This is a genomic window from Serratia sarumanii, from assembly GCF_029962605.1.
Lineage (GTDB): Bacteria > Pseudomonadota > Gammaproteobacteria > Enterobacterales > Enterobacteriaceae > Serratia > Serratia sarumanii.
Genome location: NZ_CP124750.1, coordinates 209,975 through 222,336, shown reverse-complemented (window position 1 = coordinate 222,336; position 12,362 = coordinate 209,975). Strand labels below are relative to the sequence as shown.

The following is a 12,362-nucleotide window of genomic DNA, read 5'->3' as shown; positions in this document are numbered from 1 at the left end:
GCGAGTTAAACCCCGGCTAAACGCGCGGCGATTTACTCGAGGTAGAACGCCTGCAGCGCTTCGCGCTGGGCTGCGCCCAGGCCGTATTCCGCTTCCAGCCAGCGGTCGGTGGAACCGTATTGCTGACGGATGCAGCCCAACGCCGTCATCAGGAACTCCTCGCGCGCGCTGAGCACGTAGGCGAATTGCTCCAGCGCCGCCGCATTCAGCTTGATAGACAGTTGATCCAGCATCTGCTCGCGGAAAGTGGCCAGCGTGGTTTCGGTCAGCAGATAGTCTTCCAGCACCGTCGCTTCGTCGGCCCCCAGCGCGAACAGCACCAGTGCCGAACCGACCCCGGTGCGATCCTTGCCGACCGCGCAGTGCTGCACGATGGCGCCGCCGCCAGGATTGCTCAACAGCTGCGCCAGCCGCTGATAGGCCGCATTGCCGAACGGCAGGCGGCGATACAGCTCCAGCATGAACGCCCGGGCGTCGAAGGCGGCCAGCGTCTCGTTGGTGAGCTTCTCCAGGTTGGCGTTGACTTCGCTGCTCAGCGGGTTGGCCGGCACGTGGTGATAGTCGGCACCACTCCACAGAATATCCGGCTTGGCCTGCACCTCGTCGGCATCACGGTAGTCCAGCACCGAGCGCACCGGCACGCCGGCGAGAAAGGCGCAGTCGTTTTCCGTCAGCCGCTCGAGGGAACCGGAGCGGAACAGCAGGCCGCGCTTGATGCGGCGCCCGTCGGCCACGCCGTTGCCGCCGAAGTCGCGGAAATTGATGCCGCCGTCGAGCGGCGCGAGCGAAGGATGAAGCAGGATCTGGGCGGTCATAAACGTCCTCGTTGTTTTTGTTATGACAACGCGCGGCGGCCATCGGCGCAGCGCTGAGGAGTATCACCGTAACAGATTCGCCGCGAATGGAAAAACGGGCCGCGTCGGCGGCCCGTGGGGGAAAGGCGATTACAGCAGGCGGCGGGCGGCGTCCACCACGATCTGCACCGCTTTGCTTTCGGTGTTTTTCATGGTCTCGGCGTTCGGGATCTCTTGCTGGGTGCGGTTGACGATCACACCGGCCACCATGCCGGCGCGCAGGCCCTGGCTGGCGCACATGGTCAGCAGCGTGGCGGATTCCATTTCATAGTTCATCACGCCCATCGCCTGCCATTCTTCCATCGAGCCTTTGAAGCGGCTGACCACACGGCCGGAGTAAGTGTCGTAACGCTCCTGGCCCGGATAGAAGGTATCGGAAGAGGCGGTCACGCCGATGTGCGTGGTGGCGCCGCTGGCCTTGGCCGCTTCCACCAGCGCGGTGGTGCAGGCGAAGTCAGCGACTGCCGGGAACTCCATCGGCGCGAAGTGCAGGCTGGCGCCGTCGAGGCGTACCGCCGCCGTGGTGACCAGCACGTCACCGACGTTGATGTTCGCCTGAATGGCGCCGGTGGTGCCGATGCGCAGGAAGGTGCGAATGCCCAGCTGCGCCAGCTCTTCCACCGCGATAGAGGTAGACGGGCCGCCGATACCGGTGGAGCAGACGATCACCGCCTTGCCGTCCAGCTCCGCGCGCCAGGTAGTGAATTCACGATGGGAGGCCAGATGCACCGGATTTTCCATCAGCTTGGCAATCTTCTCTACGCGCTGCGGATCGCCCGGCACGATGGCAAGCTGAGCCCCTTGTAAATCGTTCTTGGTGAGGCCGAGATGAAAAACGTCAGACTGAGACATACGAGACTCCTCATGGATCATGTTTATTGGGAGGAACAAAAAAGTACTCTACTGAAAATCGCCGCTTAATTTCGTGACGACAATCACTATGAAAAGAGAAACAAATTACATGCTACATATTTTTTGTGATTTTTATCACAAAAAAAGAACTATGACGCATCCAGAACGCGCCGCTAAACCTCAGTCTAGCCGACAAACTCGGCTGCTCCTCGCCCGTTGGTTGCCGGCTGAAACTATTTAGCTCATCAATCCGAAATAACCCCAACTTATCGGTTGCTTAGGGACAAAAAAGCCCTCTAACGCACCTTATGGCACTTACGCGGGGCAAAACGCGTAATAACATGATAAAAAGCGCTTAAAAATGCCGCAAAGCCAGATAATTAGCCGTTTTTTATCGACTTGTCCGAAAGTGCGCCATGCAGCGCCAATAATGGGTAATCTTTCCTATAGTTAATCTCAGCGCTTTTTTCTATTGCACGGAGACCGCAATGAAAACCGAACATGTGATGACATTAGAACAGGCTCAGGGGGGATTCGCCCCGGCCGCCGCGCCATTGGCCGCCTCCGCGATTATCACCGACGAACAGGGCATTCACGCCGGGCAAACGACCATCCCTTCCCAAGGCGATGCGCTGCCGGCCTACGTCGCCAAACCCGCCGACCAGAGCGGCCCTTTCCCCATCGTGCTGGTGGTGCAGGAAATCTTCGGCGTTCATGAACATATTCAGGATCTGTGCCGCCGCCTGGCCAAGCAGGGCTATCTGGCGATCGCGCCCGAGCTCTATTTCCGCCAGGGCGACGCCAACGACTACGCCGATATCGGCGAGCTGTTCCAGCAGTTGGTCACCAAGGTGCCGGATCGTCAGGTGCTGTCGGATCTGGATCACGCCGCGCACTGGGCTATCCGCCACGGCGGCGACGCCGGCAAGCTGGCGATCACCGGTTTCTGCTGGGGTGGCCGCATCACCTGGCTGTACGCGGCGCACAACCCGCAGTTGAAGGCGGCGGTCGCCTGGTACGGCAAACTGGTCGGCGAGAAAACGCTGAATTCACCGAAGCAGCCGGTCGACGTCGCCACCCACCTGTCGGCGCCGGTGCTGGGGCTGTATGGCGGGCAGGACAGCGGCATCCCGCTGGAGACGGTGGAAACCATGCGTCAGGCGATCCGCGCCGCCAACGCCGAGGCCGAAATCGTGGTGTATCCCGAGGTCGGGCATGCATTCAACGCCGATTATCGTCCCAGCTACAACGCCGAAGCGGCGGAGGACGGCTGGCAGCGCATGCTGGCGTGGTTTGCCCAGCACGGCGTCAAATAATTTCCCTCGCATAAAAAAGGGCGCCGAAGCGCCCAATCATCACACCAGTAAATCTATAAGCGGCGGTTTATCCGCCGCACGGCATCACGCTTGCTCGCGCAGGCGCTGTGCCGCCAATACCATGTTGGCCAGCGACTGCCGGGTTTCCGGCCAGCCGCGGGTTTTCAGGCCGCAATCCGGGTTAACCCACAGGCGTTCCGCCGGGATGTTCTGCGCCGCTTTACGCAGCAGCGCTTCAATCCATTCCACGCTCGGCACGTTCGGCGAGTGGATATCGTAGACGCCCGGCCCGATTTCGTTCGGGTATTCGAACTCTTTGAAGGCTTCCAGCAGATCCATATCGGAACGCGAGGTCTCGATGGTGATCACGTCGGCGTCCAGCGCGGCGATGGAGTCCATGATGTCGTTGAACTCGCAGTAACACATGTGGGTGTGGATCTGGGTGTCGTCCCGCGCCACGGCGGCGTTCAGTTTGAAGGCGTCCACCGCCCAGTTCAGGTACGCCGCCCAGTCGGATTGGCGCAGCGGCAGCCCTTCGCGCAGCGCGGGTTCGTCGATCTGGATGATGCCGATGCCGGCTTTTTCCAGATCTTCCACCTCATCGCGCAGCGCCAGCGCAATCTGCTTGGCAATCACTTCGCGGGTCACGTCTTCACGCGGGAACGACCAGCACAGGATGGTCACCGGCCCGGTCAACATGCCTTTCACCGGCTTGTCGGTCAGCGACTGGGCGAATTTGGCCCATTCGACGGTGATGGCTTCCGGGCGGCTGACGTCACCGATGATGACCGGCGGCTTCACGCAGCGGGAGCCGTAGCTCTGCACCCAGCCATTCTGGGTAAACACGAAGCCGTCGAGGTTCTCGCCGAAATATTCCACCATGTCATTGCGCTCAGCTTCACCGTGCACCAGCACGTCCAGCCCGAGGCGCTCCTGCTCGACGATCGCCTGTTTGATGTGCTCACCGATGCTGGTGCGGTAGTTGTTGCCGTCCAAACGGCCCTGTTTGAAGTCCAGACGCAGGCCGCGGATCTCGGTGGTCTGCGGGAACGAACCGATGGTGGTGGTCGGCCAGGCCGGCAGGTTGAAACGTTCGCGCTGCGCCCTGGCGCGTTCGGCGTAAGCGCTGTGGCGTTCGCTGTCCTGCGCGGTGATCGCCGCCAGGCGGCGCTCGACCTGTGGGTTGTGCACGCGGCTCGACTGACGGCGGGCGCGGATCGGCGCGCTGTAGGCGTCCAGTTCGGCCCGTTTCGTCGCGTCAGGCGCGTTCAGCGCCGAGCTCAACAGCGCCAGCTCGGCGCATTTTTGCAGCGCGAAGGCGAACCAGCTTTTCACTTCTTCGTCCAGACGGCTTTCCACGCTCAGATCGATCGGGCTGTGCAGCAGTGAACAGGAGCTGCCGATCCACAGCGGACGGCTGCCCACCAGCGGCTGCAGACGTTCGAACCAGCGGCTCAGATCGGCGCGCCAGACGTTGCGGCCGTTGATTACCCCCAGCGACAGCAGCCAGTCTTGCGGCAATGCGGCGCTCAGCGCGGCGATATCGTCATGGCCGGCGACCAGATCGACATGCAGCCCCTGCACCGGCAGCGTGCGGACGGTATCGAGGTTGTGGCCGACACTGTCGAAATACGTGGTCAGCAGCAGCTTCACCTGCCCCTGCAGCGCGTCGTAAGCCGGTTTGAACGCATCCAGCCAGGCTTGCGGCAGTTCCAGCACCAGCGCAGGCTCATCAATTTGCACCCACTCGACGCCGCGTTTCGCCAGCTCGGCCAGCACCTGTTGGTATACCGGCAGGATGTCTTTCAGCAGCGACAGGCGGTCGAACGGCTCGCCCTTCACCTTACCCAGCCACAGATAGGTCACCGGGCCCAGCAGCACCGGCTTGATGCGATGGCCGAGCGCCAGCGCTTCGTCCACTTCGTCCAGCAACTGAGTCCAGCCCAGCTTGAACTGCTGGCCTTGCTGGAATTCGGGCACCATGTAGTGATAGTTGGTGTTGAACCATTTGGTCATTTCCGCCGCGGCCGCCGGCTCGCCGGTCGGTGCGCGGCCACGGCCGATGCGAAACAGCGTGTCCAGATCGATCGTGCCACCCGCATTCTGATGGCGCGCCGGCACGTTGCCCAGCAGCAGGCTGGTGGTCAACACATGATCGTACCAGGCGAAATCGCCGACCGGCACCAAATCCACCCCGGCCTGCTGTTGCTGTTGCCAATGACGAGCGCGCAGCTCGCGGCCAACCGCCAACAGCTCTTCCTGCGTTGAGTTGCCGGCCCAGTAGCTTTCCTGAGCTTTTTTCAGCTCACGTCGTAGCCCAACGCGAGGAAAACCCAGTGTGTGATTCAAAATTGCCATCGTCATATTCCCCATTTAGCCGTCCAGATGTTTACACATCCATAATCAGCAGGTACTGTATTAACCACAAGCGCAATTTATTCACTGTCAATGTGAAGGACTCTCATGATCGAACTGAAACATTTACGGACGCTGCAGGCCCTGCGCAACAGCGGTTCGTTGGCGGGGGCGGCGGCCCAACTTCATCAGACGCAGTCTGCCCTGTCGCACCAGTTCAGCGATCTTGAGCAACGTCTGGGCTTCAAGCTGTTCGTGCGCAAGAGCCAGCCCCTGCGCTTCACCGCCCAGGGCGAGATCCTGCTGCAGCTGGCGGAGCAGGTGCTGCCGCAGATCCAGCAGGCGCTGCAGGCCTGCCACGAACCGCACCAGACCACGCTGCGCATCGCCATCGAATGCCACAGCTGCATTCAGTGGCTGACGCCGGCGCTGGACAACTTCCGCCGGCGTTTCCCGCAGGTGGTGATGGACTTTACTTCCGGCGTGACTTTCGATCCGCAGCCGGCCTTGCAACAGGGCGAGCTGGATCTGGTCATGACGTCGGATATTCTGCCGCGCAGCGGCCTGCACTATTCACCGATGTTCGATTTCGAGGTACGCCTGGTGCTGGCGCCGGATCATCCGCTGGCCGGCAAGCCGCACATCGAGCCGGAAGACTTGAGTGACGAAACGCTGTTGATTTACCCGGTGCAGCGCCAGCGGCTGGATATCTGGCGGCATTTTCTGCAGCCGGCGGGCGTTAGCCCGGCGTTGAAGAACGTCGATAACACGCTGCTGCTGATCCAGATGGTATCGGCGCGGATGGGGATTGCGGCGCTGCCGCACTGGGTGGTGGAAAGTTTCGAACAACAGGGGCTGATAGTGACCAAAACCCTGGGTGACGGCCTGTGGAGCCGCTTGTACGCCGCCGTGCGCGACGGCGAACAGCGCCAGGCGGTAACCGAAGCCTTTATCCGCTCGGCCCGCCAGCACGCCTGCGATCATCTGCCGTTTGTGCGCGACGCGGCACGCCCTGGCGCTGCCGGCGCCAAAGCGTTGACGGCCGACGTATAAACTTTCGGCCCCCCGTGCCGGGTGGCCCGCCCGCTTAGCCGAGCCGTTTCGGCGCCACCCAGCGGCGATGCACCCACAGCGAAGCGACGATCACCGCCCCGCCGATGATAAAGCTCGGCCAATGCGGCTGCTGTTGCCAGATGGCCAGGTTGACCAACAAACCGGCCGGCACATGCATGTTGTTCATGATGCCGAGCGTGCCGGCATCCACCTGCGTCGCACCATAGTTCCACATAAAGTAGCCCAGCCCCGACGCCACCACGCCCAGCCAGATCAACACGCCCCACTGCAGATTGGTGGTCGGCAGCTGCTGCGGATTGCCCCACAGGAACCAGGCCACCACCGCCACCACCGCCGCCCCCAGGTAGAACCAGGAAAAGGCGGTGTGCTGCGGCAAGGGGTGCACTTCCATCAGGCGCTTATAGCCGACCATGCCGATGGCGAAGCTGATATTCGCCGCCTGCACCAACAGCAGCCCCCACCAAAAGTGTTCGCTCAGCTGGTGATAGCGGATAATCGCCGCGCCCAGCACCGCCAGCAGCGCGCTGAATACGTAGCCCCACCGCAGACGCCGGCCGCTCAGCAAATCGTAGATCAAGGTGATGTACAGCGGCGTCAGCACGGTGAACAGCAGGAATTCCGGCACCGTCAGGTAGAGATAGGCGCGGAAGCTGAACAGGTACATGATGCCCAGTTGGAAGGCGCCCACCAGCATATACAGCAGGATCACCCTGGGCTTGATATTGCGCCAGCGCAGAAACGGCAGGAACACCAACGCCGCCAGCCCGATGCGCACCAGCGCCGAGAACCCGCTGTCGACCTGGCCCGCCAGGTACTCGCCAATCAGGCTGAAAGAAAACGCCCACAGGATGGTGGTTATAACCAAAAGCAGCACGATGGGTTCACCCTAAAAAGACCGAAAGGGCGATTGTAACGGAAGATGCGCGCCGCGTTGGCGAAAAGGCGGTTTACATCTGAACAAAAGACAAACTACCGGCAAAATTTCACCGTTGGGTTAGGCTTAATAAAAAGGCGAGGTAACCATCATGAAAACTTCTCACATCCTGTTTGTTCTGCTGTGGCTGCCCGGCCTGGCTGCGGCAGCCAACGGCGTAACCGACCTGCGCTCACAGCAGCAGTTGCTCAACCAAAACAGCCAACAGGCTCAGCAACAGCGCCTGTTGAACAATCGGCAGATGGATCAACGCCGCCTGCAGCAGCAACGGCAGTTCGACAATCAACGGCAGCAGCTGTTGCAAACCTCGCCGAACGGCGGGCAGCTGCTGCCCAACGGCAACCAGCCGCGCGATCCGTTCAATCGCACCGCGCCGGCGGTGCCGCAGGCGCCGATGCCGGCTACGCCCGCACGCCCATAACGGTGAGGATCAGCGGCGTAGTGATCGCCGCCAGCACGGTGGACATCACCAGGCTGGTGGCGGCCGGGCCGGTGAGCGTATTGAACTGGCGCGACATCAGGTAGACGTTCACCCCCACCGCCATCGACCCCAGCAGCACCACAACCCGGGTCTCCATCGGCGGCAGATCCATCATCCAGGCCAGCAGCCAAATCACTAATGGCTGCACCAGCAATTTCAGCACGCAGATGGCGCAGCTCAGCCGCCAGCCTTCGCCGATGCGGTACTCCGCCAGCCCCATGCCGAGCACCACCAGCGACAGCGGCGCCGCCACCTGGCCGAGCATGCTGATCGGCCGATCGACGAAGGCCGGCAGCGGCAGGCCGGTCAGGCTGAACAGGGTGCCGGACAGAATGCCGACGATCAGCGGATTGGTCAGCACGCTGCGCGCGGTTTTAACGAAACCGCTCAGCGTCGGCGAACCGTTGCGCGCCCATTCGATCGACACCGTCACCAGCGTCCACAGGATCAGGCCGTTGAACACCAGCACCAGCGCCACCGACGGGATCGCCGCCTCCCCCAGCATCACGCTGGCGATCGGCAAGCCGAGCATCACGTTATTGGAGAAAATGCCGCCCAGCGCAAACACCGATCCGGCGACGCCATCCAGCCGAAAGAGGCGCCGGGCGACGAGACGGCCGAGCACGAATACGATCAGGCAACTGCCGAAAAACGCGATCAGCAGCCGGGCATCGACCGCCGGGCGCTGCGAGAAGTCGCACATCATGCGAAACAGCATGGCGGGCAAGGCGAGGGAAAACACGAAGCGCGTCAGGCCATCGGTGATGCCGGCAGGCCATTTCCCCCAGCGAATCAGCCCATAACCCAACGCGATCAGCACAAACAGCGGTAAAGACAGCACGATCTGGTGCCACAGTGACATCATAAAGCCAGGCATCGCATTCCTTCCGGTGGTGCGGCGGCAAGGCTTGTCGTCGCGGGATTCATCGGCGCCGGATTAAAAATCCGGGCCGATCAAATCTATCCGGTCGGTGCAAATGCAGTCAACGCCCCAGTCGAGCAGCAGGCGCGCGCGATCCGGTTGGTTGACGGTATACACCAGAATGCGCAGCCCGGCGTCTTTCAACGCTTTTACCCGCTCGGCGGTCAGCGCTTTGTGATCGATATGCAGCGAGACGCAATCCAGGCGTTCGGTCAGCTCGCGCCAGTTGTCGTCCCAGTCCTCCAGCAGCAGGCCGCGCGGCAAATCCGGCACGGTGCGCTGCGCCGCCGCCAGCGCGTCCACCGAGAAGGAAGAAAGCAGCGGATCGGTCTGCCCTTGCCACAGCAGCCGCGCCGCCAGCGCCACCACCCGGCCGGTTTCATCGTCGCTGCCGGTGGTCGGCTTGATCTCGATATTGGCCATCAGACCGTGTTCCTGGCAGCGTTCTGCCACCTCCGACAGCAGCGGCAGCCGCTCGCCCTTGAAGGCCGAGCTGTACCAGTTGCCGGCGTCCAGCTGCACCAGTTTGTCCCACGGCAGCTCGCCCGCCACGCCCCAGCCGTTGCTGGTGCGATCCAGCGTGTCGTCGTGCAGCAGGAAAATTTGCCCGTCCTGCGCCAGCTTGGCATCGAACTCGATCATCTTGTGGCCGTGGCGCGCGCCGACGTCGATCGCCGCCAGGGTGTTTTCCGGCGCCAGAGAACCGCCGCCGCGGTGGGCGACAATATGAGGGTAAGGCCAGTGTCTGGTCATCAATCCATCCGTAATCCGCTGTCGGTGTCAAAGAAGTGCAGCGCCTGAGCAGGCAGCTGCAAATATAGCGTACTGCCCGCCGCCGGCAAGGTTTCATGCGATAGCCGCACGATCACCCCGTGGCCGCCCCACTGGCCGTGCGCCAGATTATCGGCCCCCAGCAGCTCCAGCGTCTGCAGCTGCAGCGGCACGCCCTGGTCTTGCGCCACCAACTGAATATGCTCCGGCCGAATGCCCAACGTCAACGGCCGCCCCGCCCACTGCGGTTTGGCCACCGGCAACGGCAGCGCCATGCCGTCCGCCAGCAGCAGCTGGCCGCCGTCGGCGCTCAGGGTGCCTGGCAGCAGGTTCATCGCCGGCGATCCGATAAAGCCGGCGACGAACAGCGAAGCCGGCCGTTGGTACACTTCGCTCGGGGTGCCGATCTGCTCCGCCACGCCCTTGTTCATCACGATGACCCGCTGCGCCAAGGTCATCGCCTCCACCTGATCGTGGGTCACGTACAGGCTGGTGGTTTTCAGACGACGATGCAGCTGTTGCAGCTCCAGGCGCATCTGCACCCGTAGCTTGGCGTCCAGGTTGGACAGCGGCTCATCGAACAGGAATACCGCCGGTTCGCGCACGATGGCGCGCCCCATCGCCACGCGCTGGCGCTGGCCGCCGGAAAGCTCGCGCGGTTTGCGTTTGAGCAGCGGCTCCAGCTCCAGGATGCGTGCCGCTTCTTCCACCCGCTGGCGGATATGATCCTTGCCGAAACCGCGGATCTTGAGGCCGTAGGCCATGTTGTCGTACACGCTCATGTGCGGATAGAGCGCGTAGTTCTGGAACACCATCGCGATGCCGCGATCCTTGGGCTCCAGATCGGTCACGCGCCGGGTATCGATATAGATATCACCACTGGTGGTGCGTTCCAGCCCGGCCACCATCCGCAGCAGCGTGGATTTGCCGCAGCCGGACGGGCCGACCATCACGATGAATTCGCCGTCCACCACGTCGAGGTCGATCTGTTTGATCACCGGCGTTTTACCGTCGTAAGACTTGGTGACCGCCTGTAGTTTTAATCCTGCCATCGTCGTTATTTCTCGCTATCAACCAGACCGCGCACAAACCAGCGCTGCATCAGAAGCACCACCGCCAGCGGTGGCAATAAAGTCAGGATCATCGCCGCCATCACCTGGTTCCACTGGGTCGGCGCGCCGGAAGTGGAGATCATGCTCTTGATGCCCGCCACCGCGGTGCCCATCGAGGCGTCGCTGGTGATCAGGATCGGCCACAGGTATTGGTTCCAGCCGTAGATAAAGGTGATGACGAACAGCGCCGCCAGATTGGTTTTCGACAGCGGCAGCACGATGTCCCAGAAGAAACGCATCGGCCCGGCGCCGTCGATGCGCGCCGCCTCCAGCAGCTCATCCGGCAGCGTCATGAAGAACTGGCGCAACAGGAAGGTCGCGGTGGCCGAGGCCATCAGCGGCAGCGTCAGACCGGTGTAGCTGTCCAGCAGGTTGAGGTTGGAGATCACCTCCACCGTCGGGAAAATACGTACCTCCACCGGCAGCATCAGGGTGAGGAAAATCAGCCAGAAGAACAGGCTGCGCAGCGGGAAGCGGAAGTACACGATGGCGTAAGCCGACAGCACTGACACCGCGATCTTGCCGAAGGTGATCGCCAGCGCCATGATCACGCTGTTCAGCAGCAGCAGCGAGAACGGCACCTTGAGGTTGCCCACGCCGCCCTGCCAGATATTGCGGATGTTCTCCCACAGGTGGCCGCCGGGCACCAGCGTCATCGGCACCTGAAACACCTGCTTGTCGTCCAGCGTGGCGGCGACAAAGGCCACGTACAGCGGGAACAGCACCACCAGCACGCCGATAATCAGCATCACATGGCTGAAGATATCCAGCCCGCGTCGATTCTCAATCATTGATAGCGCACCTTACGTTCAACGAAGCGGAACTGGATCACCGTCAGGCCGATCACCAGCAGCATCAGGATCACCGACTGCGCGGCAGAGCTGGAGAGATCCAATCCGGCGAAGCCTTCGCGGTAGATCTTGTAGATCAACGTGGTGGTGGACTGCACCGGCCCGCCGCCGGTGGCGGCGTCGATCACCGGGAAGGTATCGAAGAAGGCGTACACCAGATTGACCACCAGCAGGAAGAAGCTCACCGGCGCGATCAGCGGCAGCACCAGATGGAAGAAACGCCGCACCGGGCCGGCGCCGTCGATGGCCGCCGCCTCCACCAGCGAACGCGGGATAGACTGTAGCGCCGCGAGGAAAAACAGGAAGTTATAGCTTATCTGCTGCCATACCGAGGCCAGCACCACCAGGAACATCGCCTGGCCGCTGTTTTGCGCATGGTTCCAGTTATAGCCCAGCCCGTTGAGGAAATGGGTGATCAACCCCAGGCCGGGGTTGAACAGAAAGATCCACAATACCGCCGCCACCGCCGGCGCCACCGCATAGGGCAGGATCATCAGCGTGCGATAGAGCCGGCTGCCGCGCAGCACGTAGTCCACCAGCGCGGCGAAGAACAGCGAAACCGCCAGCCCGATGCCCGCTACCAGGAAGCTGAAGATCAGCGTGGTGTAGAACGAGTCGAGGTAGTAAGGATCCTGAAACAGCTGCTTAAAGTTATCCAGCCCGACAAACTGGCTGGACAGGCCGAACGGATCGAGGCTCTGCACCGAATACCACAGCGCCTCGCCGGCGGGCCATAAAAAGAAGACGGCGGTAATCAGCAGCTGCGGCAGCACCAACGCATAGGGCAACCAGCTGCAGCCGAAACCGGGACGGGAAGATGACATAGCAGTTAAACCATTA

Annotated in this window: 12 protein-coding genes; 3 read left to right on the top strand and 9 right to left on the bottom strand. The window is 62.0% G+C overall.

Annotation, left to right across the window (positions count from 1 at the left end):
- Window positions 1–32: 32 nt before the first annotated feature.
- Together SSARUM_RS01010 and udp are read right to left on the bottom strand one after the other, a co-directional pair.
- Window positions 33–815, bottom strand: a complete 783-nt coding sequence (locus tag SSARUM_RS01010; RefSeq protein WP_033636699.1) for a tyrosine-protein phosphatase — start codon at window positions 813–815, stop codon at window positions 33–35.
- A gap of 129 nt (window positions 816–944) precedes the next feature.
- Complete coding sequence (udp, locus tag SSARUM_RS01005; protein WP_004934432.1) at window positions 945–1,706, bottom strand: uridine phosphorylase; 762 nt, start codon at window positions 1,704–1,706, stop codon at window positions 945–947.
- A gap of 488 nt (window positions 1,707–2,194) precedes the next feature.
- Between udp and SSARUM_RS01000 the strand changes: the two genes are divergently transcribed.
- The gene (locus tag SSARUM_RS01000; protein WP_033636697.1) at window positions 2,195–3,022 is read left to right on the top strand and encodes a dienelactone hydrolase family protein; all 828 of its coding nucleotides are present in this window, start codon (window positions 2,195–2,197) and stop codon (window positions 3,020–3,022) included.
- An 84-nt stretch (window positions 3,023–3,106) separates the two neighbouring features.
- Here the strand turns inward: SSARUM_RS01000 and metE are convergent, their stop codons facing one another.
- Window positions 3,107–5,395, bottom strand: a complete 2,289-nt coding sequence (gene metE, locus SSARUM_RS00995) for a 5-methyltetrahydropteroyltriglutamate--homocysteine S-methyltransferase (RefSeq protein WP_080430352.1) — start codon at window positions 5,393–5,395, stop codon at window positions 3,107–3,109.
- Window positions 5,396–5,485: 90 nt separating this feature from the next.
- On the opposite strand from metE, the gene metR reads away from it, so the two are divergent.
- Entirely contained in the window at window positions 5,486–6,430 is a 945-nt protein-coding gene (metR, locus tag SSARUM_RS00990; protein WP_033649667.1) for an HTH-type transcriptional regulator MetR, read from the top strand.
- Window positions 6,431–6,464: 34 nt separating this feature from the next.
- Here the strand turns inward: metR and SSARUM_RS00985 are convergent, their stop codons facing one another.
- The gene (locus tag SSARUM_RS00985) at window positions 6,465–7,325 is read right to left on the bottom strand and encodes a carboxylate/amino acid/amine transporter (RefSeq protein ID WP_033649666.1); all 861 of its coding nucleotides are present in this window, start codon (window positions 7,323–7,325) and stop codon (window positions 6,465–6,467) included.
- A gap of 151 nt (window positions 7,326–7,476) precedes the next feature.
- On the opposite strand from SSARUM_RS00985, the gene SSARUM_RS00980 reads away from it, so the two are divergent.
- Entirely contained in the window at window positions 7,477–7,806 is a 330-nt protein-coding gene (locus tag SSARUM_RS00980) for a hypothetical protein (RefSeq protein ID WP_047569765.1), read from the top strand.
- On the opposite strand, the gene SSARUM_RS00975 is transcribed toward SSARUM_RS00980, so the two are convergent.
- Genes SSARUM_RS00975 through ugpA form a run of 5 tightly spaced genes read right to left on the bottom strand, consistent with a single transcriptional unit; the run spans window position 7,787 to window position 12,346 of the window.
- Window positions 7,787–8,743, bottom strand: a complete 957-nt coding sequence (locus SSARUM_RS00975; RefSeq protein ID WP_060431193.1) for an AEC family transporter — start codon at window positions 8,741–8,743, stop codon at window positions 7,787–7,789. The genes SSARUM_RS00980 and SSARUM_RS00975 overlap by 20 nt on opposite strands.
- Before the next feature lie 60 nt (window positions 8,744–8,803).
- On the bottom strand, window positions 8,804–9,541 hold the full coding sequence (gene ugpQ / locus SSARUM_RS00970; RefSeq protein WP_033649663.1) for a glycerophosphodiester phosphodiesterase: 738 nt from the start codon (window positions 9,539–9,541) through the stop codon (window positions 8,804–8,806).
- Window positions 9,541–10,611, bottom strand: coding sequence for a sn-glycerol-3-phosphate import ATP-binding protein UgpC (locus tag SSARUM_RS00965; RefSeq protein ID WP_060431195.1), 1,071 nt, complete (start codon window positions 10,609–10,611; stop codon window positions 9,541–9,543). The genes ugpQ and SSARUM_RS00965 overlap by 1 nt, the downstream gene beginning before the upstream one ends.
- Before the next feature lie 5 nt (window positions 10,612–10,616).
- Complete coding sequence (gene ugpE, locus SSARUM_RS00960; protein ID WP_019455301.1) at window positions 10,617–11,462, bottom strand: sn-glycerol-3-phosphate ABC transporter permease UgpE; 846 nt, start codon at window positions 11,460–11,462, stop codon at window positions 10,617–10,619.
- Entirely contained in the window at window positions 11,459–12,346 is an 888-nt protein-coding gene (gene ugpA / locus SSARUM_RS00955; RefSeq protein WP_015376293.1) for a sn-glycerol-3-phosphate ABC transporter permease UgpA, read from the bottom strand. The genes ugpE and ugpA overlap by 4 nt, the downstream gene beginning before the upstream one ends.
- Window positions 12,347–12,362: the final 16 nt, after the last annotated feature.

Coding starts and splice junctions, on each gene's coding strand:
- udp (WP_004934432.1), bottom strand. CDS start 1,706: ATGTCTCAGTCTGACGTTTTTCATCTCGGCCTCACCAAGAACGATTTA.
- metE (WP_080430352.1), bottom strand. CDS start 5,395: ATGGGGAATATGACGATGGCAATTTTGAATCACACACTGGGTTTTCCT.
- ugpQ (WP_033649663.1), bottom strand. CDS start 9,541: ATGACCAGACACTGGCCTTACCCTCATATTGTCGCCCACCGCGGCGGC.
- ugpA (WP_015376293.1), bottom strand. CDS start 12,346: ATGTCATCTTCCCGTCCCGGTTTCGGCTGCAGCTGGTTGCCCTATGCG.
- SSARUM_RS01010 (WP_033636699.1), bottom strand. CDS start 815: ATGACCGCCCAGATCCTGCTTCATCCTTCGCTCGCGCCGCTCGACGGC.
- SSARUM_RS00965 (WP_060431195.1), bottom strand. CDS start 10,611: ATGGCAGGATTAAAACTACAGGCGGTCACCAAGTCTTACGACGGTAAA.
- SSARUM_RS00980 (WP_047569765.1), top strand. CDS start 7,477: ATGAAAACTTCTCACATCCTGTTTGTTCTGCTGTGGCTGCCCGGCCTG.
- SSARUM_RS01000 (WP_033636697.1), top strand. CDS start 2,195: ATGAAAACCGAACATGTGATGACATTAGAACAGGCTCAGGGGGGATTC.
- metR (WP_033649667.1), top strand. CDS start 5,486: ATGATCGAACTGAAACATTTACGGACGCTGCAGGCCCTGCGCAACAGC.
- SSARUM_RS00975 (WP_060431193.1), bottom strand. CDS start 8,743: ATGCCTGGCTTTATGATGTCACTGTGGCACCAGATCGTGCTGTCTTTA.
- ugpE (WP_019455301.1), bottom strand. CDS start 11,462: ATGATTGAGAATCGACGCGGGCTGGATATCTTCAGCCATGTGATGCTG.